Raw genomic sequence first — 19,138 nt, 5'->3', positions numbered from 1 at the left:
CTCAAGCCACGCCCTCTCGTGCAAAGACCGCGCGGACGGTCGAATGCGCCCAAGTCTCGCCACCCGTTGGCGTCGGTACGCCTTCCTCGGTGAGACGTTTCGCGATGGACTGAGCGCTCATTCCTTGCTTCATCCGAAGGTCCACGATCTTCCTGGCGACTTCCGCGCTCAGCTTCGAGGGGCGACCCAACCTCACGCCCTTACTCCGCGCAGCAGCCAACCCCTCCTTGGTGCGTTCGCTGATCTTGCGCTTCTCCTCCGCCGCGACCGCGAGGCGAATGTCTGCGAGAAGTCGCTGGCTTGGGTCGCCCGAGTCGGCCTTGTCCGTGTCCATGAGCCGCCAATCGAACCGAGAAGCACGCTTGAATAGCTGGGCCGCGTCCTCCTGGTCTCGAGTCGCCCGATCCAGAGACCTAACCAGCAGCGCGTCCGCGACCCCGTTCTCGATTGCGGCGATGGCGACCGCCCGCCCAAACATCTTGTCTGCGCGACCTCCACTCACCACATCGGTCGTCACGGTGAGCAAATCGTAACCGTGAGCCGTGCAGTAGGTTTCGAGCGCCGATCGCTGGGCCGCGAGTCCATGCCCGCTCTCCTCCTGGGCCGTCGTAGATACGCGGACGTACCCAATCACCCGCAATCGAGGACTGACCGACTGAATCATCTCCACTGACATTTATTGCCTCCCTGCATGTTTCGAGCGCCACAAACGTCGAAATTGGACGTTTACGACGTTTATAGCGCGAATCCGCGCCGAGCACTACAAAACCTGGTACAGACGTTGAGCGTTGCCGCTGCGATGAAAATTGAACGCTCAGTGCATCATTCGTAGCTCATTTGCCACGTAACATTGCCAAGCGTCGTTACGTCCGATTCCCCTACTCGTCGCCGCAAGTCCCTGACAGATGGAATCAAGGGCCAATGAGTGTGGGTCTCGGACGTAGGCGCGCCGACGAGCGAGCGAGGCCGCGTCGGCGCGGGAAGTCAGAAAGGATCTGGCCCCGGATCAACCCCATCCCACTCAACCGGCTCACCAGTCATCACAGCAGGTGGGCACACTGGCACGGAGACTGGCGCGGTAGGACTCGCCATCGCATCGACCTCGGCCCACCTCTTCGCCTCCAGCTTCGCGTATCGCTCACGATCCGCGTCCAGAGTCCTCCGAAACCCTTGCTCTTGCAGCGTTTCTGCCAATGTTCAACCTCGCTCTGCTACTTGGGTTTTGAATGAAATGTGAAGTCGCCTCGCGTACGCGAGGGCCGACCGAAAGGAAAAGACAGATTTTCGCGGTATTTCCTACCGTTTCAGTAGGGATCATCCTAGACTGCCACTGGAACCCTATGTTTCCTGCCTTATAATGCCCCGACTATCCCTCGAAACACGCTGAAACACCGCTCATTCCAACCGTTTTCGGTCGTGCCGTCCGCGTTACCGCCGACCGGCGGTAACCGTTACCGCCTCCGAAACACCGCCTACCTGCGGCGTTACCTCCGTACCGCCGTTACCGCCCGAAGTCGCTAGCCCTATATACGTATAGCGGAATAGGTAGGTTAGAACGGTAGGTTAGAACGTCTTCCTTATATATATCTCTACTTACTTTTTAGAGGTAACGGCGGTAACGAATATAGGAAAACCACCCTTGACCAGGCGTTTTACCGTTACCGCCACTCCCCTCCCTCGGCGGTTCGGCGGCGGTAACCGTCCCGTTTCGCGGGAACGTCTCTCGCCCAACACTTCCGAACCCAACCCGCTCTCCCGGCTGCGGGCGCACGCACTCGACAGCACACGTCCGCGTCGGGTCGCGGACTCACCCGTCAGCCACGGTCAATCCCTCATCATCAGACCTCAGCCTCAGCTTCGTAGCCCCCACAATCGCCAACCCGCGAGTCCTCCGGCGTCCGTCCAACTCGCCCGTCGCGGGGTCGCGGCGCTTGTCATCGATCTTGTAACCGCGCTTCTTGATCTCGGACATGAAGTTAGTGCCGGTGATTCGCTCCCGTTTGGGTATGTCTTGGCGGTCGCACCACCCCTGAAAGGCGGCTTTGAGGTCGCTGTTGAGGGTTTGTGCGCCGTCCTGCGCAAGGCAGCATTCCTCCAAGAACAACTTCACCACGTCCTGGTTCTCGAAGTAGTCGGCCATACTCGCAATCATCCGCCTCGACTGCGGTGGGAACTGCTCCTCATCCAGCAAGAACCCGTGCGCCTTCCGGCACAGCAGCGCCATAATCGCGCCGCCCTCCGCCTTCACCAGGTCACGATAGAAGTTGTCGTTTCGCGGGCCGTCGTGGGTGTAGTCGAACGGAACCCAACGCAGGCGACGTTTGATCGCGTTGTTAATTTCGCTGGTGTCGGGAATGACGTTCGAGTTGGCAAGGAAGGTGGCCGCGAGCCGGAAGCTAAACGGGTCTTGACCTTTGAAGCTGGCGGTGATGACGTTTCCGCCAGTGTTGTTCTTCAATCGAGTGCCGTTGAACTTGGAGTTGACGGGGAACTCCGACACCACAACCACCCGCGCGCCGTGGAGGTTGGCGTTCTCGGCTTCGTGCTTCGGACTGCGGGTGACCGTGAGGTAGGTGCCCTCCAGTTCCACGTAGTACCCCGCGCCGTCTTTCCCTCCGATCCCCAGTAGCTCCTCCATCAGGTTCAAAACCACGCCCTTACAGTTGTCACCATCACCTCGGAAGATGTGAAGGTATTGGCCTCCGGGCTTCCCGAGCAGACACGTCGCCAGCAACGTCAACAGGTAGTTCGTCTGGTCGGAGTCTCCGAGCATGATCTGGTCGAGGAATTGGAGGAAACGCCGGGGCTTTGGCGCGTCAAAGTCCGGGGCTACTTGCGTGATTCGGCTGTGCAACCGACGCGATTCGTGGGGTACGAGTTCGCCCGTCGACAACTCCATAATGCCGGCAGGCGTGTTGAGTTCGTAAGGGTTTTGATCGAACTTGCCCTGCGGGAACTCGAACAGGTGCCTCGCGGAGGCAACCACGCCATGCATCATATTGTTCGCGCCGGAAACGGGTTTGAACTTCCGCATGCCGTTGTCGTCCTCAAACGTGAACTCGATACGCTTCCGCAACCCCTCCCACTCGCGGTACGCGGCCACATCTTCCTTCTGGATGACCCAGCGCCTTCCGTCGTACCTCGCCCATTCCTTCCCCACATAGCGAAGGTTCTTGTAGCAGTGGGCCTTCAACATCGCCGCGAAGTCGGCCTGGTATGCGCCGTCGCTCCTCCCCCGAGCATCGGCAGTGACGGTAAATTTTGCGCGCCTCTGGGAATCGACCTCCATTGCCGCCTTTGTCGCGGCCAAAGGATCGACCGCTTTCGCTGTCCCGCTGTCAGCAGGACCGTTTGTCGCCGCCGACGTGGGGACTACGCTGAGCGGACCTTTGGCGGTGCGCTGGCGTGACGTTTGCTTTGCCTCTCGTCTCGCGGCCCTCTGCTTGGAGATACGCAGCGCTTCTGCGTTTTGCTCCGGTGATACGTGTCCCATGTCAGGCCCCTTGCGTGGTGCGAATGTAGATTGAACCGCTGCTGTCTCGCAGCGGCATTGGGGAGTTGGGACGACCGCGTGCGACTGAGACCGCACCGAGCACTGCCCTCTTGAAGTCGCCCAGTGCAACCGATTCGCTGCGCGCCTCTCCAGCGACCTCACCCGCCCGTCGCCGCTCCATGACTTCGAGATACGCCGCGCAGACGAGGTTGAGACACAACGCAAGACCCGCGTTTCCTTCGGTGCTCGACAGGACTACATGGTTGACGCGGTTACGCATGAGGTTGTGCGCGGAACGCTCGTCGTCGGTCCCGCGAACGAACTCGGCAACAAGATCGCCGTAGTTGTACTTGCGTCGCAGATACGGACTCATGGAATCTAGATCCGCTCCCGCGCCGGGTTGGGCGTTGACCCAGGCCTCCGCGTCAGCCCAGCCCGTCGGCACTTTCACCGAACGCGGCCCTACAACCCCACCGAGCGGCGCGGCCTCACGATCATCCAACACATCTAGCAGTTGATCGCGATTCAGGCTGCGAGCGCTGTCGTAAAGATGCGTGATGACCGAGACCGGCGCGGCTTTGTGATTCACCGAGCCTGGGCAGCGCAACACTCGGCTCAGGTCGTACACATTGTCGATGCGCGCACCGGGTCGAACTTCTTGCGCTACTTGATGAATGAGCCCACCCCACCGCGCGTACACCTCCCGCCACGTCTGGCGGGACCACCGTTCGCTCGCTGCTTCCGATCCGTCAGCGATCCGCGTTGATGCGACTCGCGGCGAAGTCAGGCGCCAGTAGGGCTGGATGCCGTGGCCGGATTCCACCACCACAGCGGGTGGCGTGCCAAGAATCCGCGCCAGGCTATCCACGACCTCGCGGCATTCGTCCATCGTCTCCAACCCGCCGTCCTTCACATCCAGGTCAGCGAACAACACGCGAACTCGCGTCACATCACAGTCGGTGCCACGACCGCGCACAACTGACGCGGCGATGGGATTTGCACCAAACCAGACATCACGATCTGTCGGAGCAAGCCAATCCGCCAATTCCGAGACCTGACACAGGCGTGAGGAGAAGCGACCGTCCCGCGCCTTCGTGTTGATGCTGATTCGTTCGGTGGAGCGGAAGCCCAAAGCGGAGAGCACGTCATACAAGTTACGTTCTGTCCCAACAGGATTCTGCCGTCTGCCACGCGGACTCATCCGCGACAGCGTAGAATCAGTCATGTGAAGTCCTTTGTCGACTGAGTGGTTTCGGTAAGGCAAGGAAAGGTTGATGGGGCTGGTACCCCGTTGACCGGCAACGTCCCCGGCGCTCCCCTGGCGTCGGGGACGATTTGTTTGTGCAGGAACGGATTGCCCGGATGACTCCAGAGCATTGAGCCGACCCCGAAGGCAGCCAGATAGCTCAGCATCTGCATCACAGTCGGCCTCCTTCACTCGTGAACCAGGACAGCCCATTTCCCTCCGAGTCGCACTGAGCGCGTGCGCGGTCCCCGAGCACAGCCATGACAACTGTCGGCCCACACGAAACCAGAAGAATCGCGCTGCCTGCGTGGATCGAGTAATCGGGTTCCGAATCAGCCAATTCGCGGCGATACTCCTGCCACTGATCTCCCATCTGCGTCCAGTCCGTCGCGCCGGATTGGTCATACCGGTCCCGGTCACACTGGAGCAGGGGCGCTGACGCCCTCCCTCGCTCTCGTGCGGCTAGCTGCTCATCGCAGCGAGCTACCGCGTCGTATCCCGATACGGCATCCAGTTCCGGCTCTTCGCGGAGGTACTTTGCGCGCTGAATCTCCAACGCATGCAGCAGCAGTGCTCGGGCATACTCTTCCAACGTCCAGACGATGGAGACTGGATACAGAACCAAGCGCCGGTGACGATAGTCCAGACCTAGGGTGTCCATCGACCACCACAGCAAGCAAGGCGCGGCCGGATCATCACGAGCCACATCAAGGGCCTGGCGCTGCAAGGCGTGATTGATCCCGTCCTTCAGCAGGAGAAGCGGCTGGTCTCGATCAGCAAGCTCGAACACACCAGCACGCGAGTAGGGCGGCGCTGGGATTGGCTCTCCATCAACCCCGATCGCGTGCTCATCCCACCCGCGCATACCGGGTTCATCCGATCGAAAGTCAGCTCTGTCGATACGCCGAACATTCGTGCCGAGCGAGTCATCACGAACAAGTTCCGTCGGTTCGTGGTAGCCGTACGTTTGTTCCATCGTTCGCGGAACCCAGCCGAGGTCATGCCTGAGCCCTCCCCGATGATCTGCGACGAAACGACCTGCCCAGGGATGATCGAAATACTGAGCGCTGTAGTCAGTTTGACGACCAAGCATCAGCTCCGAAGGGTCACCCGACGGCTCTGGAAAGTGAATATCGCCTTGCAGCGCGTCGTATTTTGCGACCAGCTCAGCGCGCTGTCGGGCGGAAATGTTCTTGGTCATTCCGCACCGCCGGAGGTTCCAACGCGGCGCGCTCCGCGCAACCAAGAGAGAACATCATCCTCCGACCAGAGCAGCCGCCCGCCGACCTTGTGAGACGCGAGGTCTCCTCGAATGGAGGCAAATTTGACGACGTGCTCCGTGACAACGATCCCGCGTGCGGCGCAAAGCGCGACCACCCCTGATCGATTGAAAGCGGGCAGCTCTGGGTCATACGCTGGGGCAGTGCGAATCCGCATTACACGCTCTACAGCAGGTGTGATGCTGGGCTGGGCAGTCCTACTCATGTTTCCTCCCGTGAAATTCAGGAGATCGCAAGCAAAAAGCACGCAAACGACCTCCCGACCATGTCGGTTTGGTGTTTGCGTGCCTGTTTAGGTCAGTTTCGGCGCTCTTGAGTCCCGCCAACGCGAGCGCTTCATCAACTTTCCAAGGGTCCTATCGCCTGGCCCTTAAGCGGTCCGCCCGGTACTGAGACACTGCATTCGGTTTCGTATGATCGTCGCGCTAGATGGGTTCGCTCGGACCGGGCTCGACTCGAAGTCTACCTAACTCGACCGGAGAAGTCTATTCATCGGCCGACCAGAACCCTTGCGCGCTTTGGTTTTTGGAATTTCGTCACTGTGACACTTGGGCACCGGGAAGGGTGTGCGCGAGAAACGCGCGAAAACAGGAACTGCGTGACGCACGCCCGAACGCAACAGCACCCCCGACTGGCTGAACTTCGGTTTGACGGTCGGGGGTGCTGTTGCCGAGCGCAGGACAGAAAGCGACTTCAAGAACCTGCGCTCTACGTCGTCGCGGTCGGGACAAGTCAACCGACCACACGACGCTCGAAGGGGCACGGACAAGTCAACGTGCTACCCCTCCGCAATTCCGCGTGGACGTGGGCGCTCACGCGGAAGTCTCAAATGGAGTTGTTGGTGCGGGGTCCGACTCGGAAGCGCCCGAGCGGACCCCGCGCCGAGCCGCTATCGACTCACTTTGCGGCCCGATGAGCTGCCACGAGCCGCAGTTGCGCGACGGGCGCGACCCTTCGCCCCCGTCGATACCTTCGACCCGGCAGATTTGGTCGAGGCTCTGGGCTTCGACTGCTTGCGGGACGTGACCTTCACCGACCCGGTGCGATTCTTGAGGTCCGATGAAACGTGGACCTTGGTCTTCGCATTAGGCTTCTGCGAGACCGCGATGCTGCCCTTGACGAGGATTTGCCGACCTCCCGGTGCGCGGTAGACCGCGCCGACCTTCGCGCCCGTGAACTTCCCATCAGCAGGGTCCCAATGCGCGAGTGATCTTGGAGGCTGCCGGATACGTACCGCTTCCGCATGGCCTTGCTTCCGAGTGCGCCGCCGATAGCGGCACCCGCCGCAGCGCCAGCGATTGAGCCGCCCGAACGAGCAAACCGGCCGCGTGCATCGCGCTTGTAGTTGCGGCTCATGACGATCGACCTCGTCTCAGTCGGGCCGCACCACGCACCGCGTCCGCCGTCATATCGACCGGCGGAGCCATGCCCTTGTACCGACCGCCCTGCGATGGCGGCGCATCTTCAAGACCGGGTGGAGTCGGCCCCGGCCCCCAGCTGAACTCGCTGGGTCCGGGAGTACTGCCACGCTTGAGCATTACCGACTCCTCACTCGACCTGTGCTGTCGAGGCCGCGGGTCGACATTCGGGGTATCGCTGTAGACCTACCAGACGTTGCCGCTGTACTCGCGTGCTTCGCGGCTTGCCGACGACCAGCGCGGTTCGGCGGTTGAGCCGCCGACGACTTGGACGCTGAGACGAACCTGCCGTGAGAATCGCGTAGCTGAGCCTTTGGAGACTTACGGGTGCTCGTGCGTTTCGCCGAGGACGCCGACGCCCTGGCCGCACCTTTCGAGGCGTACCGCATCGCGGATCACCGCCACTTCAACAGCGACGGCGCGGAATACGTTGTGCCCGTCGTGATCTGAGCGCAGACCGCCGCGCCACGATGTCGAACACCTACGCCGAACTGGCGCGCAAAGAAGCTCTCCTGCAACGGATACGCCGGAACCGTACCGGGAAACAGACGGAGGCCGTGGTATGCCGTATTGGTGTGCTGCCGGAATGCGACAGGATTGAGGTCGCTGCTCGGCCCGCCGGTAGCGACGACCGTGAAATATCCGGCAGGAATGAACTCCGACTGGATCACGAGCAGTTCACCATACGAACCGAGCACAGGAAGACGGTTGAACTCTGCGGGTGCGACAGCTCCGACGACGTTGTCCGGCTGAAGGTACGCGGGCGCACCCAGCGAGGGGATGAAGTCCCACTTCGCAATTGGGCCTGCCAGTTCTGCCCCGTACTTTGCGCGGCTCTCTTCGCCTGCGCGCCACGAGCGAACGTCCTCTGCTTCTTGCGGATTTACGAGCAACAACACTTTGGAGCCTGTCTTGCGGCCATAACCTTTGGACGTGACCATGCGCGCTGCATCTTCCACGTCGGACGAATCAATCACCGGCGCGCCCGAGGCGATGTAGTGGTTGGTGTTCTCTGGGAACGTCTTGCCGAGGTAAGGCGGTGGGGTGATTCCATCGGTACCGGTGTAGAGACCGTAGACCGGATTCTGGAAGTCGTTCTCACGCTGCGCCGGATCGAACAGCCGCCCGAGGATCGACGTGTTGACCTTCCGATTGTCGGCTTCGATAATCGAGGCAAAGAGCGCCTCGATCTGGCGTGAGTCCGCGTCGCGGAGGTACTTCCACGTGCTTCGAGTCGCCATATCGAAGTCGCGAATGGTGTAGCCGACCTTGAGCGCTTCGTTCGGAATCCGCGCAGACTGCGGCACACCGAACTCCGACGCTTCCTCAAACTCCAAATCGGAGGTGGACTGCGGAACCGCGTCGGCGGCGCTTGTCGTCGGGTAGCTGAGGAGCTGGCGAATTGCGTCGCGCTCTTCGTTGTAAATCGAGAGCGCCAGTTGCTGCTCAGCCCAAATCGAATTGAGGTCTACGCCGTCCGCGCTGACTTTGACGATTGCGGATTCTTCAGAAAAGCCACGGGTGATTGCCATGAATTGCTCCAGGAGAGAGCCAGCCCTTTGGCTGGAAACGGGGTAATGGACACCCGGTCGCGCTCCGCGTGGTACCGGGGTGGGGCACTACCCCATGAAGACGTTGTAACTACGGGCGCTCTCCGAGCGAATCAACCGGCTTACCGGGCCGACTCTACGGGGTCGATGTCGGCCTGGACGCTGGCCGCTTCGCGCCGCCAATACGCCGCGAACTAATCCCGACCCAATCCGAACCGCAGCTATACCGATCCAGTACCGATCCCGACCGAAAACGCACCTTGACCAGCGTCTACCCTACCGACGACTGGCTCATATCCCGAGGCAGGAGAACCCACAGAAATTTCCAGAAATAACTTCCCAAGCTGAATACGCGGGTTCGATTCCCGTCCTCGCTCCACTGGGTGTTCACCCATCAAGAGCTGTTGAGCTCGCCATGGATCCGCAGATCCTTCCGACAGACGAATTCTGGTTGATCAGCCGTCGTAAGGCCGGTTTCGACGGATCTTCTCCGAGCACTTCGAACTCTCGAACACGTGTACATACAAACGAGGTGCACACGGCGTTGCGCCTCAGATGATCTCGCGATTCCAGGTCGTGACCGCCCAGATCACGAACACGTTGAGCGCGATGATCGTCGTCGCCCACCACGGGTAGTAGGGCAGCCACAAGAAATTGACGAGAACCGACACACCGCAGATCACCAAAGCGCCCACCCGGGACCAAATCGACCCCGTGAACAAACTGGCGCCGACCACCGCGATTACGACACCCAGTACAAGATGAATCCACCCCCACGCAGTGAGATTGAATTGGTAGGAGTAATCGGGACCCACGACGAACACTTCGTCCTTCGTTATCGCGGAGACACCTTGTAGGAACTCGAGCACGCCGACAGTGACGAGAAGTACCGCACCGCCCATCGTCGCTCCCTTTGCCACACTTTGCTGGACCAGAATTTTCTCGGACATAGCCGCCCCTCGAGGTCTCACGTGCGAATCGGTCGGGTGCCCCAGCCCTAGGGTCACGACGGGTGGATACCCGCTGCTCGGTCCTCAATCGCGGGGCGCGAAGTCGACAGCCTCATGCGGCCCTCGACCACGGCGATGTCGGGTCGTTCACAGGCGCTCCGCACGTTCGCTCTGATACCGCAGGCATCCACGGGCGAGCGCAGATTGGGACTCGTCGCGAGGTGGAACTCTGCGGGGAGAGTGCCTTAACCACGGAGGCAGCTAATCCGTCATGACTGAGGAACCGACAACCGACAGCACCGCCGAGCAGGCGGCCGGTCCTCCACGCCTGCTCGCCCTCCTGCTCGCGATGGCGATGTTCGTTCTCGTCGTCGACACATCTCTGATGAATGTCTCGATCTCCTCCGTGGTCCGCGATCTCGACACGACTGTGAGCGGCGTCCAGGCAGCGATCGCACTCGAAGCGCTGGTATCCGCGGCATTCATATTGATCGGTGGCAAGGTCGGCGATCTCATCGGGCGCAAACGGGCCTACGTGCTGGGCCTCCTCGGCTACGCAATCGGCGCCTCGGCGATGGCGTTCGCGCAGTCCCTGACTGCGATCGTCATCTTCTGGGCCGTGCTCGGCGGGATTGGCGCCTCTCTCTTGCTGCCCGCAATGCAATCCCTCATCCACGGCAACTTCGAAGGAGCAGAGCAGAAGAAGGTCTACGCCTTGGTCGGAGCAGCGGCAGCGATTGCCGCCGCTGTCGGACCGCTACTCGGAGGATTCATCACCACTTATCTCTCGTGGCGCGTCGGTTTCGTTCTCGAGGTCGTCGTCATCGCGATCGTTCTCTCCGGCATCAAACTGGTCCACGACGTGCCGTACACCGGCCCTCGAGGGATCGATCTGGTGGGTGCAGTCCTATCCGTTCTGGGTATGGGCGGGATCGTGCTGGGAATCCTGGTCTGGCAGGAAGGCGGTGAAGCCGTTGGTGCGCTGCTGGCGGTCGGGGCGGCTGCACTGGCATTGTTGGCGTACTGGCTCCTGCGGCGCAAACGTCGAGGACGGCCGACGCTTCTGGATCCGGAACTGTTCCGCTCCAAGATCTTCCGGCTGGGCATTTCCGGACAGATGCTCCAACAGATTGCCCTGGGTGGCACGATGATCGCGCTGCCGATCTACCTGCAAATGGTGTTGGAATACAACGCAATGCAGGCAGGCTTGTCACTCGCACCGCTCTCCCTGAGTATGTTCGCAGTGGCGTTACTTGCAGCGAAGAAGTCAGGAGACCGGCGCCCGAGCAAAATCGTCAGGTGGGGATTCGTACTGCTCACGATCGGAATCGTGGCGCTGATCCCGATCGTGCCACGGGCAGAGTTCGGCTGGGGTCTGATAGTCCCCCTGCTGATCGCGGGATCAGGTTTGGGATTGTTGGTCTCTCAGCTCAACAACTACACACTTGCCCCGATCGAGGAGCAGCGGATAAGCGAAGCTGCCGGCGTCAATTCCGCGGCCGGATCCTTCGGATTGTCCTTCGGGTTGGCGTTCGCCGGCGCGATCATGTTGGCGACGCTTTCCATCACTTTCACCACCATGGCGCAATCGAGCACCGTGCTCCCCCAGACAGAGCAGCAGCAGGTGGCGCAAGCCCTCGAGGACGACGCCGAAGTCATGAGCAACACCCAACTCGAGCAACTACTCGCCAACCAGCCTCCGGAGATTCAGAACGAGATCATCCGTATCAACACCGACTCACGCCCTCTCGCGCTTCAAGTCGCGCTTCTCATTCCCCTCCTCGCCGGCCTCATCGGGGTGCTCAATTCGTTCCGGATGATCCGGATCCCGGAAACCACGTCAACGGCTTCCGGCGCCAAGCCGGATGTGCTCTGACAAGCGGCACTTCCGGAGCCGAAAGCTCTCAAATCAGCTGCAGCCGAGCGAAACCCCTGCCCAGTCTCGCAAATTACCGACCCGGTTGGCGGGTTGCGTCAGTGATCGCACGATGCCCGATTCTCGTCTCATGATTGAGACGATCGCGGTGGTCGCCGGCCCGCGGCAATTGCAATCAGCATTCCCCGTTTGCTGCAGCATGGAGACCTTCGATGACCAACGCCTGCTGTTGCGGAGTTTGCTTTGTCCAAGGTCCGTCGGGCAACGTGATCGCAAGAATGTGGTTCCAGCCGGTGTCTTGAAGACCAGCCAGCGCACCGTCGACCGATCCAAAGGCCATCAGCGCCGTTTTCACGTCGTCACACGCGGCAGCAAGTTCCCCCGGGGACGGGTTGATCGGAACGTGCACCGCTGTCGTAATGCCGTCCAACGTGACGTCGTAGAGATCGGGATTCCCTTGTTCCTCTAAAATTTTCGAACGCACAACATCCGACGAAGTGGGCGAGGGACTCGACACTGGCCTGACCACGCCAGCGTCACCTTCCAGTGGATTGTTCTCCGGTTCACTACCCCGGCATGCCGACAAAACGAGAAGTGCCGGAATCGCGACCACGCTCATCGTTCGTTTCACACTCAGATCAAACCAGAATCAGTTTCCGAGTTTCTCCCTCCCAACACTCGACACAGTGCGGAATGGGATCAGCAACCGAATGTCGCAGCGACGCCGGTTTGATCACGCGAGTGCGCACCGTGAGCAGAATTCACACAGAGATGGACTAACGTGCATCTGCTCAATCAGCCTTCTCAGCTCCGATTGATCGAATCCGTCTGCCGGCGAGTGCCATTGCCATGTTGAGGCAGCTACCGATCTCGGACGCGGGCGGGGGCTGTCTCTTGATTTTGACCACGATGGACCTGTACCTAGTTGGCACTGACCAATTTAGGTCGTCGAACAGGTGGCCGGTGGAAGCGCTTCGCTCTTCGGCGTGATCATGAGCGGCCGCTATGTGGTGAGGATCGGTCGGTCTCCTCTTGAAATGTAGTCGGCAAATCGTTCAATTCCTGCTTGTGAGAAGCTTCCTCGGCCTGCGCGTTTAAGTGCGGCTTCGACGAATGGGAGCGGTTTCCTGCGGTATGTGCGGTAGATGCTGTCGAGTACTGGTTGCAGTGCCCGGCGTGCGAGGTCTGCTGTTTCCGGGTCTGAACCCCCGAATTTCACTGTCACATTCGGCATAGATACCCCTGCTGGTCGAGTGTCCGATTCCCTGGCCGGAAGCGTACGTATCGGGATTGCGAATCAGTACAGAAACACCAAAACAGGGCGCTAAGTCCCTACTTGCGGTGGATACGACTCCGTCTTTGGGTTGACGAAAAACAGCCCGACCGCGGCGTGCGGTCCGGCTTCTGTTCTACGACTGCGGGTTACGACCGGAAGCCGAGGCTTCTGGTTTCGCAGGCTTCACGTTGGGTGGCGAGTTGCAGATGACGACGGTGTTTGCGTCAACGCGTGGTGAACTCCGCTTCTACAACGTCCATGCAGAATGACCCCGCGACATAGTTCCCGTCTTCGATGCGGTAGCCGAATTCGTTGGGGCGACAACTGCCGAACTTAGCGATTCGATAATGAACTGTTCTCTGGTGCCAAGGAATCGACTCCCTCCAAAATAGGAGGCGGCCACCCGAAGGTGCCCCGCCCCGTGGTCGGACCACCTACAACGGGCGGTTCCACTGATCCGCAGAAGTTCAATGCCTGTGGTGCAACGCCCCGCGGGTTGTCGCCCCTGCGACCACTGGCGGAACTGTCCACCGCTGTTGCCTCGATGAATGTCCCGATGGGTAGCACTCGGAGACCCACGTCGTCGATGCCAGTTTCCGCGATCTCATTGCCAACATGCCCCATGACGTTCTATGGTTCATTACATGAGTAATGAACCAGTGAACATCGGGCGCCGATCATCGTGATCGACGACGGACGACCACTGTTCCAACAGATCGCCGAACAGATCGAGAGTTCGATCATCGACGGCTCCCTGCCGGAAGACGGGCAGGTGCCGTCGACCAACGAACTGGCGGCGTTCCACCGGATCAATCCGGCCACTGCAGCCAAGGGCCTCAATCAACTCGTGGGCGAGGGGATTCTCTACAAGAAACGCGGAATCGGAATGTTTGTCACTGTCGGCGCCCGTGATGCACTCAGGTTCAGACGCCGAGAAGCGTTCGCACGCCAGTACATCGAGCCGCTGGTCGCGGAGGCCGACCGCCTCCAGATTTCCCTCGAAGAACTCAAATCCATGCTGGACGACAGGAAGGCGGACTGATGAACGCAAGCACGACAACGACCGAGCCCCACGTCAGGCGTTTCGACGAAACTGAACTCGTCGCCTCGATGCGCTCCGTGGACAGAAAGTACGGGGACGTCGACGCGCTCGCGGACGTCTCGTTCGAGATCAGCCGCAACAAGATCTACGGCCTGCTCGGTCGCAACGGCGCAGGCAAGACGACGATCATGCAGATACTGACCGGGCAGGACCTGCACACCAGCGGCGACGTCGAAGTTTTCGGGGCTGCCCCGTTCGAAAGTGCCGACGTACTGGCGAACGTGTGCTTCGTCAAGGAAAGCCAGACGTACCCCGAAGACCTCAAGGTCAAGCACGTACTCGTCGCCGCCGGCCATCTACTCCCGAATTGGGACCACGCGTTCGCCGAGACACTGCTCGACGACTTCCAACTTCCCCTGTGCCGCAAGGTGAAGAAGCTCTCGCGCGGCATGCGGTCAGCGTTGGGAGTGATCATCGGACTTGCCTCCCGTGCACCGCTCACGCTATTCGACGAGCCGTATCTCGGCCTCGATGCCGTTGCACGCCAACTGTTCTACGATCGACTGCTTGCCGACTACGCCGAACATCCTCGCACTGTAGTGCTTTCGACTCACCTGATCGACGAGGTAGCCAATCTGCTCGAGCACGTGATTGTCGTAGACAGCGGCCGGATTGTCGTCGACGAGGACGCGGACGCACTGCGAGGTCGCGCCGTGCTGGTATCCGGTCCCATTGATGCGGTGGATGCCGTTGCTGCGTCCGGCAGGGTCCTGCGCCGGGAGACACTGGGCGCCCACAGCCGAATCATGTTGCAGGCCGATGTGACAGAGACCGAGCGAAACCGACTGCGGGAGGCTGGAGTCCAAGTGGAACCGGCATCTTTGCAGGAACTTGTCATCGCGACTTCGACGCAGCGCAAGGAGATCACCGTATGAGTATCGCAACGACAGAGCCACGGACGGTCCCGAAGACGCCCGCTCGGTCCAGGATCGGTCCCGTCCTACAACTGCATACGGTCGCGTGGCCGTTGCTGATCGCCTGGCCGGTGGGCATCCTTTTGATCTCTTTCCTCATCAGCTTCACTATCTACGCGATCGTCGGAAACGAGCAAGGTGAGGGATTCACCGGCAGTGTGTTCTCCGTTTACGGTTTCGTGCTGGCGTTCTACCTCCAGTCGATGACCCAGACGTTCCCGTTCGCGCTCGGGCTGAGCGTGACTCGCCGCGAGTTCTTCACTGCCACCGCGATAATGGCGTTGGCACAGTCCGCAATCTTCGCAATCGCGCTGCAACTGCTGTCAGTGGTGGAGTCCGCCACCAACGGCTGGGGTGTGCACATGCGCATGTTCGGCATCGCACGCTACTTCACCGACAACACCGCCGTACAGTTGCTCGCACTGTTCGCGACGCTGCTGCTGACCAGTTCGATCGCAATGCTGGCAGGTGCTATCTACCAGCGGTGGAGGATCACCGGTCTACTCGCCTCCCTCACTGGGCTTTTCGGCTTGCTCGGCTTGTCAGCGATCGCGATCACCTGGGCTGGGTGGTGGCCCGGCGATCGGTTCGTGGTTTGTCGATACTCCCCGAGTGGTACCGATGGCGCTACTCCCTCTGGCCCTTGCCATCGCGTGCATCGCCGGAGCCTGGGCGACGTTGCGTCGAGCAACGCCGTGACCGCGCAATCATGTGCGACGCCACATGTCGCGTCGTCTCGAAGTGCTCGTCGGATCAAACCCGTCTAGACAGCTCGTCCCCCTCCCTGAGTCAGGAAAGGGGGACGAACGTCGCAACAGGGTGCTATCTCGTCCCCGATTTGGTCCGCTCTACTGCCGAGCCACCCGCTCGACAAAACTCGAAGCCCGCAGCACCAGTTCATCTTTCCGGTTCTGGCGCGCAGCGGCGGCATCGTAGCCGGCATACGGGAGCGGGGGGTCGTTACGAACATTGGACGAGCACTGGAAGTCTCGGCAGATCAGTGTTCCGACCGTGCTGCCACGTCGACCGGCGGGCCCGGCCAACTTGGCGCCGTAGAAGACGACCTCGTTGGGGAGTCGCGTGTCGCGGCACCAGGAGCACTGGGCGCGCGATCGCGGAGTGGCCTCGGCTTGAACGAGCAAGACTCCGATGGTCTCCCCGTCGAGTGTCGGGACGATCGTGTAGGCGCGTCGGCCCATTTTCGGATCTCGCCAGCCCAGGTAGTCGAGAGCGTCGAAGTCGATGGTGCCGAAGCCGTCCGGCAGGGTGAGATCGGACTTCTCCTTACGACTCGCGTTGACGAGGCTGGAACGAATAGATGTATCGGTCAAAATGATCATGGGTGTATACCAATCGTGGCTCGGTGAAGGTGGGTACAGCTCATGGCCCGATCAGCACCAAGTGCTGTCGGGTCCGAAATGCGCTATCTGTCGCCGGCGAAGACGACGCCGACAACCCCCTCACGCCCATGGGGCGTCACCGTGTACGTATCCACACCGCGATGGTAGCTACAGGCCTGCGTTACAGGCCACTCGATTTATCAGTCACGCCATACCGCCGTGAACTCGTACCAAGGTCCGCCGAGGTGAGTTGCGGAGAAATCATCGAACCCCGATGGTGGGCCGCTGGGCGAGTACACCCACCCACTCGAGGTGATGAACATGCTGTCGTCGTCGATGAAGTAGACCTCATCCGGCCGCACGACATGGGCACTACTGATATCGAACTGGCCGATCTCGAGCTCTTCCACGGTCGATTCAGGCTGCTCCAAAAGACCAATCGCGATGGTCTCGAACTCTCCGCTCTTGTCGAGGAAAGTTGCCGGCGGCATCAACAACGCCAGAGCGACTGCAGCGATGACGGCGATCGGGGAGGGCAGAATCCACCACGACCACCGCCGGTCCTGGCCAAGGACGTAGAGGGTGCGGATCGCCCACACCAGACCGACCACGATCAAGATGAGCAGAGCCGCAGCGCTGACGAGGAAGGGATCCAACCATCTGTACTCCCCGAACGGCGAAGGCCACCAACCGTAATGCCGGCAGACCAACGCAATGAGCGGAACAACGGTGAATGCCAAAAGAATCGGCCCCGGCGGCTTGGACGACTCCGGAGGATCAGCTACCAACCATTCACCCAACGACGTCGGCCTTCTCATCACCCCACCGTATGTGATGGCAAGCCCCATCTGAACGGTAAACCTACGGAGTGGGTTGACAATTCCTCCGAAAGCACTTGCAAGACAAACTCTCCAATCGTCAACAAACTCCCGAGCACAGCGATCGGCACTCTGCGCCACAACCGAAACAAATAGACAATCCCCACGATCCATACAAACAATGCGAATCATGCGACAATCGGACGGTGAACGAGACCGCGAGTGGAGTTTCGCACCCGCACCGACCGCGACTGCTGAGCGTCGGCGTCCTACTCTCCGCCGCCCTCCTGTGGTCCACTCCCCTCGCCGCTGCCGCGCCCACCGAACCTGGGCCGGCCAGTTGCATATCATTCGGAACCGCCCAACTGCCACCAGGTGCGCCCTCCGGTGGAGGTCGAGTCGGGTTGGCAAACCTACCGACATTCACCGGTTCAACCGCCCCCAGCTCGGTCCAGATCCGCACGCCAACGACGCAATTCAATCGTTTCTGGGACTTCGCGCTAGTCGACCACGACTTACTCGCTCGGCCGCGAGAGCCAGGCGCATCAACGGCTCAACCGTGGCGTTTCGTGCCGATGCCCGGGTGCCTGCGTGGACGATTGGTCGGGATATCACTGGACGACGACGAACTCGTCGCTGTCGACGACAACGGCTGGATCTACACGATGGACAACGCATCCCAGGATCCGCTGGTGTGGAATTGGACCTCGGCATGGGGCGCACCGCTGTGGAGCGGTCCCGGCCGACAACTCCCCGGAGACCACCCGAACGGGTGGGCACTGAGCGTCTCGTCGCCTTGGGACAACCAAACTTTCACCGACGTCGCAGGACGGATTCACTTCGTCGGACTCGCCAAGATGACGATGATCCCCACGTTGACCGGGGACGGCAGCCGGATAACCTACGCGGACCCGTGGCTGCCCAACGACGACAGCTACGAGATCGGCGGCCCGCTCGGCGGGCGATTCCAGGCGGACTCGCTGTCGGCGGCCGGATCAACCACTTTCGTGATGAACAAGTACGGCGACATGTACACCCGCACATTTGATTTCGATTCTTCGGGATCGGACTCGATCTTCTTCCGCTACAGCTGGGAAGATCAGTCGGACAAGCCGTCGGCACCCAACCTCGTGGCCGAAACACTGGACCGCAGCACCGCCGCGATCCAACTTCCGGCCCCCGACTGGGTGCACCAGCCCAAAATTCCCGGTGAAGTTACATCCGCGATCAGTGTGCACTCACTCGGTCCCGGCCCGAACCGGCGGGAGTTGCGTGTCGAGGGTCTCCGCGGCGCCGAATCCGGCTTCTGGCACAAGGATCTCGTCGGCGGCGACTGGGAGTTCACACCGACCGGCGCGTCCCTCCTCGGCACACTGATCGAAAACGCGCCGACAGACCGGTCGACGGATACCCTGTCCCCCGCTGCCCCCTGGCACTTGTCCACGACCTTGCCCGCCCGCGACGGTGCCATCGACGGTCAGACTCTGATCGACATCGGGTTTCCGTACTCTGTGGTGGATCCGCGCATGCTCGACGCGATCGGCCAGCACGCACAACCGTCCGGATACCGACTGGACGTGGACCATTTCGACCCGGTCGCCACCACGCGGACCGCGACCGTGACTGCACCGGATGGCACGGTTCTTCCGGTCGTCCTGCACACCGCCGACGGACTACGGATGACTCCCCGCGCATCCGGCCTCGATGCCGATCCGCGCCACCTCGTCGGGGCAATCGAGATCCCGTCGGACGCGTACGCGGATCGGGCATCGAACCCCGCTCTGGACGCGTTCGTGCAGGACTGGATGCACGGAAACCCCATTGCCGCGATCACGCTCAGCGCCACCGACCACGACTTGGTGATCCGCTAGCCGA

14 protein-coding genes and 1 pseudogene are annotated in these 19,138 nt (G+C 60.9%); 6 read left to right on the top strand and 9 right to left on the bottom strand.

Going from position 1 to position 19,138, the window contains the following annotated elements:
- Position 1: 1 nt before the first annotated feature.
- The 4 genes from G9U53_RS21415 to G9U53_RS21400 form a co-directional block, all read right to left on the bottom strand.
- On the bottom strand, positions 2-676 hold the full coding sequence (locus G9U53_RS21415; protein WP_234551971.1) for a recombinase family protein: 675 nt from the start codon (positions 674-676) through the stop codon (positions 2-4).
- A gap of 1,131 nt (positions 677-1,807) precedes the next feature.
- On the bottom strand, positions 1,808-3,289 hold the full coding sequence (locus tag G9U53_RS21410) for a phage/plasmid primase, P4 family (RefSeq protein WP_207624483.1): 1,482 nt from the start codon (positions 3,287-3,289) through the stop codon (positions 1,808-1,810).
- Positions 3,290-3,494: 205 nt separating this feature from the next.
- The gene (locus G9U53_RS21405) at positions 3,495-4,718 is read right to left on the bottom strand and encodes a hypothetical protein (RefSeq protein ID WP_165639170.1); all 1,224 of its coding nucleotides are present in this window, start codon (positions 4,716-4,718) and stop codon (positions 3,495-3,497) included.
- Positions 4,719-4,911: 193 nt separating this feature from the next.
- Complete coding sequence (locus G9U53_RS21400) at positions 4,912-5,400, bottom strand: hypothetical protein (RefSeq protein ID WP_165639169.1); 489 nt, start codon at positions 5,398-5,400, stop codon at positions 4,912-4,914.
- A gap of 69 nt (positions 5,401-5,469) precedes the next feature.
- On the opposite strand from G9U53_RS21400, the gene G9U53_RS21395 reads away from it, so the two are divergent.
- Entirely contained in the window at positions 5,470-6,033 is a 564-nt protein-coding gene (locus G9U53_RS21395) for a hypothetical protein (protein WP_165639168.1), read from the top strand.
- 1,799 nt (positions 6,034-7,832) lie between these two features.
- On the opposite strand, the gene G9U53_RS21390 is transcribed toward G9U53_RS21395, so the two are convergent.
- Positions 7,833-8,969 carry a hypothetical protein gene (locus G9U53_RS21390; protein ID WP_165639167.1) on the bottom strand — a complete coding sequence of 379 codons (1,137 nt, stop codon included), beginning with the start codon at positions 8,967-8,969 and terminating at the stop codon, positions 7,833-7,835.
- A 569-nt stretch (positions 8,970-9,538) separates the two neighbouring features.
- Entirely contained in the window at positions 9,539-9,937 is a 399-nt protein-coding gene (locus G9U53_RS21385; protein ID WP_165639166.1) for a hypothetical protein, read from the bottom strand.
- A 271-nt stretch (positions 9,938-10,208) separates the two neighbouring features.
- Between G9U53_RS21385 and G9U53_RS21380 the strand changes: the two genes are divergently transcribed.
- Positions 10,209-11,813 carry an MFS transporter gene (locus G9U53_RS21380; protein ID WP_165639165.1) on the top strand — a complete coding sequence of 535 codons (1,605 nt, stop codon included), beginning with the start codon at positions 10,209-10,211 and terminating at the stop codon, positions 11,811-11,813.
- 175 nt (positions 11,814-11,988) lie between these two features.
- On the opposite strand, the gene lpqV is transcribed toward G9U53_RS21380, so the two are convergent.
- The gene (gene lpqV / locus G9U53_RS21375) at positions 11,989-12,297 is read right to left on the bottom strand and encodes a lipoprotein LpqV (protein ID WP_165639164.1); all 309 of its coding nucleotides are present in this window, start codon (positions 12,295-12,297) and stop codon (positions 11,989-11,991) included.
- A 1,474-nt stretch (positions 12,298-13,771) separates the two neighbouring features.
- Here lpqV and G9U53_RS21370 point away from each other — a divergent pair.
- From G9U53_RS21370 to G9U53_RS21360, 3 genes and pseudogenes are all read left to right on the top strand, one after another.
- Positions 13,772-14,131, top strand: a complete 360-nt coding sequence (locus G9U53_RS21370) for a GntR family transcriptional regulator (RefSeq protein WP_058038928.1) — start codon at positions 13,772-13,774, stop codon at positions 14,129-14,131.
- On the top strand, positions 14,131-15,066 hold the full coding sequence (locus G9U53_RS21365) for an ABC transporter ATP-binding protein (protein WP_058038927.1): 936 nt from the start codon (positions 14,131-14,133) through the stop codon (positions 15,064-15,066). Before G9U53_RS21370 ends, G9U53_RS21365 begins: the two co-directional genes overlap by 1 nt.
- Positions 15,063-15,804 (top strand): annotated as a pseudogene (locus tag G9U53_RS21360) (ABC transporter permease). Before G9U53_RS21365 ends, G9U53_RS21360 begins: the two are co-directional and overlap by 4 nt.
- A 149-nt stretch (positions 15,805-15,953) precedes the next feature.
- Here G9U53_RS21360 and G9U53_RS21355 read toward each other — a convergent pair.
- Both G9U53_RS21355 and G9U53_RS21350 read right to left on the bottom strand, forming a co-directional pair.
- Positions 15,954-16,445, bottom strand: a complete 492-nt coding sequence (locus G9U53_RS21355; protein ID WP_058038925.1) for an FBP domain-containing protein — start codon at positions 16,443-16,445, stop codon at positions 15,954-15,956.
- Between the two features lie 200 nt (positions 16,446-16,645).
- Complete coding sequence (locus tag G9U53_RS21350; RefSeq protein WP_075835174.1) at positions 16,646-17,263, bottom strand: DUF1109 domain-containing protein; 618 nt, start codon at positions 17,261-17,263, stop codon at positions 16,646-16,648.
- Positions 17,264-17,469: 206 nt separating this feature from the next.
- On the opposite strand from G9U53_RS21350, the gene G9U53_RS21345 reads away from it, so the two are divergent.
- Positions 17,470-19,134, top strand: coding sequence for a hypothetical protein (locus G9U53_RS21345; RefSeq protein WP_234551966.1), 1,665 nt, complete (start codon positions 17,470-17,472; stop codon positions 19,132-19,134).
- Positions 19,135-19,138 lie beyond the last annotated feature (4 nt).

The organism is Rhodococcus sp. D-46, from assembly GCF_011290655.1.
GTDB classification, from domain to species: domain Bacteria; phylum Actinomycetota; class Actinomycetes; order Mycobacteriales; family Mycobacteriaceae; genus Rhodococcus_F; species Rhodococcus_F qingshengii.
Note: the sequence above shows the minus strand (reverse complement) of the source record. Positions and strands in the feature narration are given on the sequence as shown.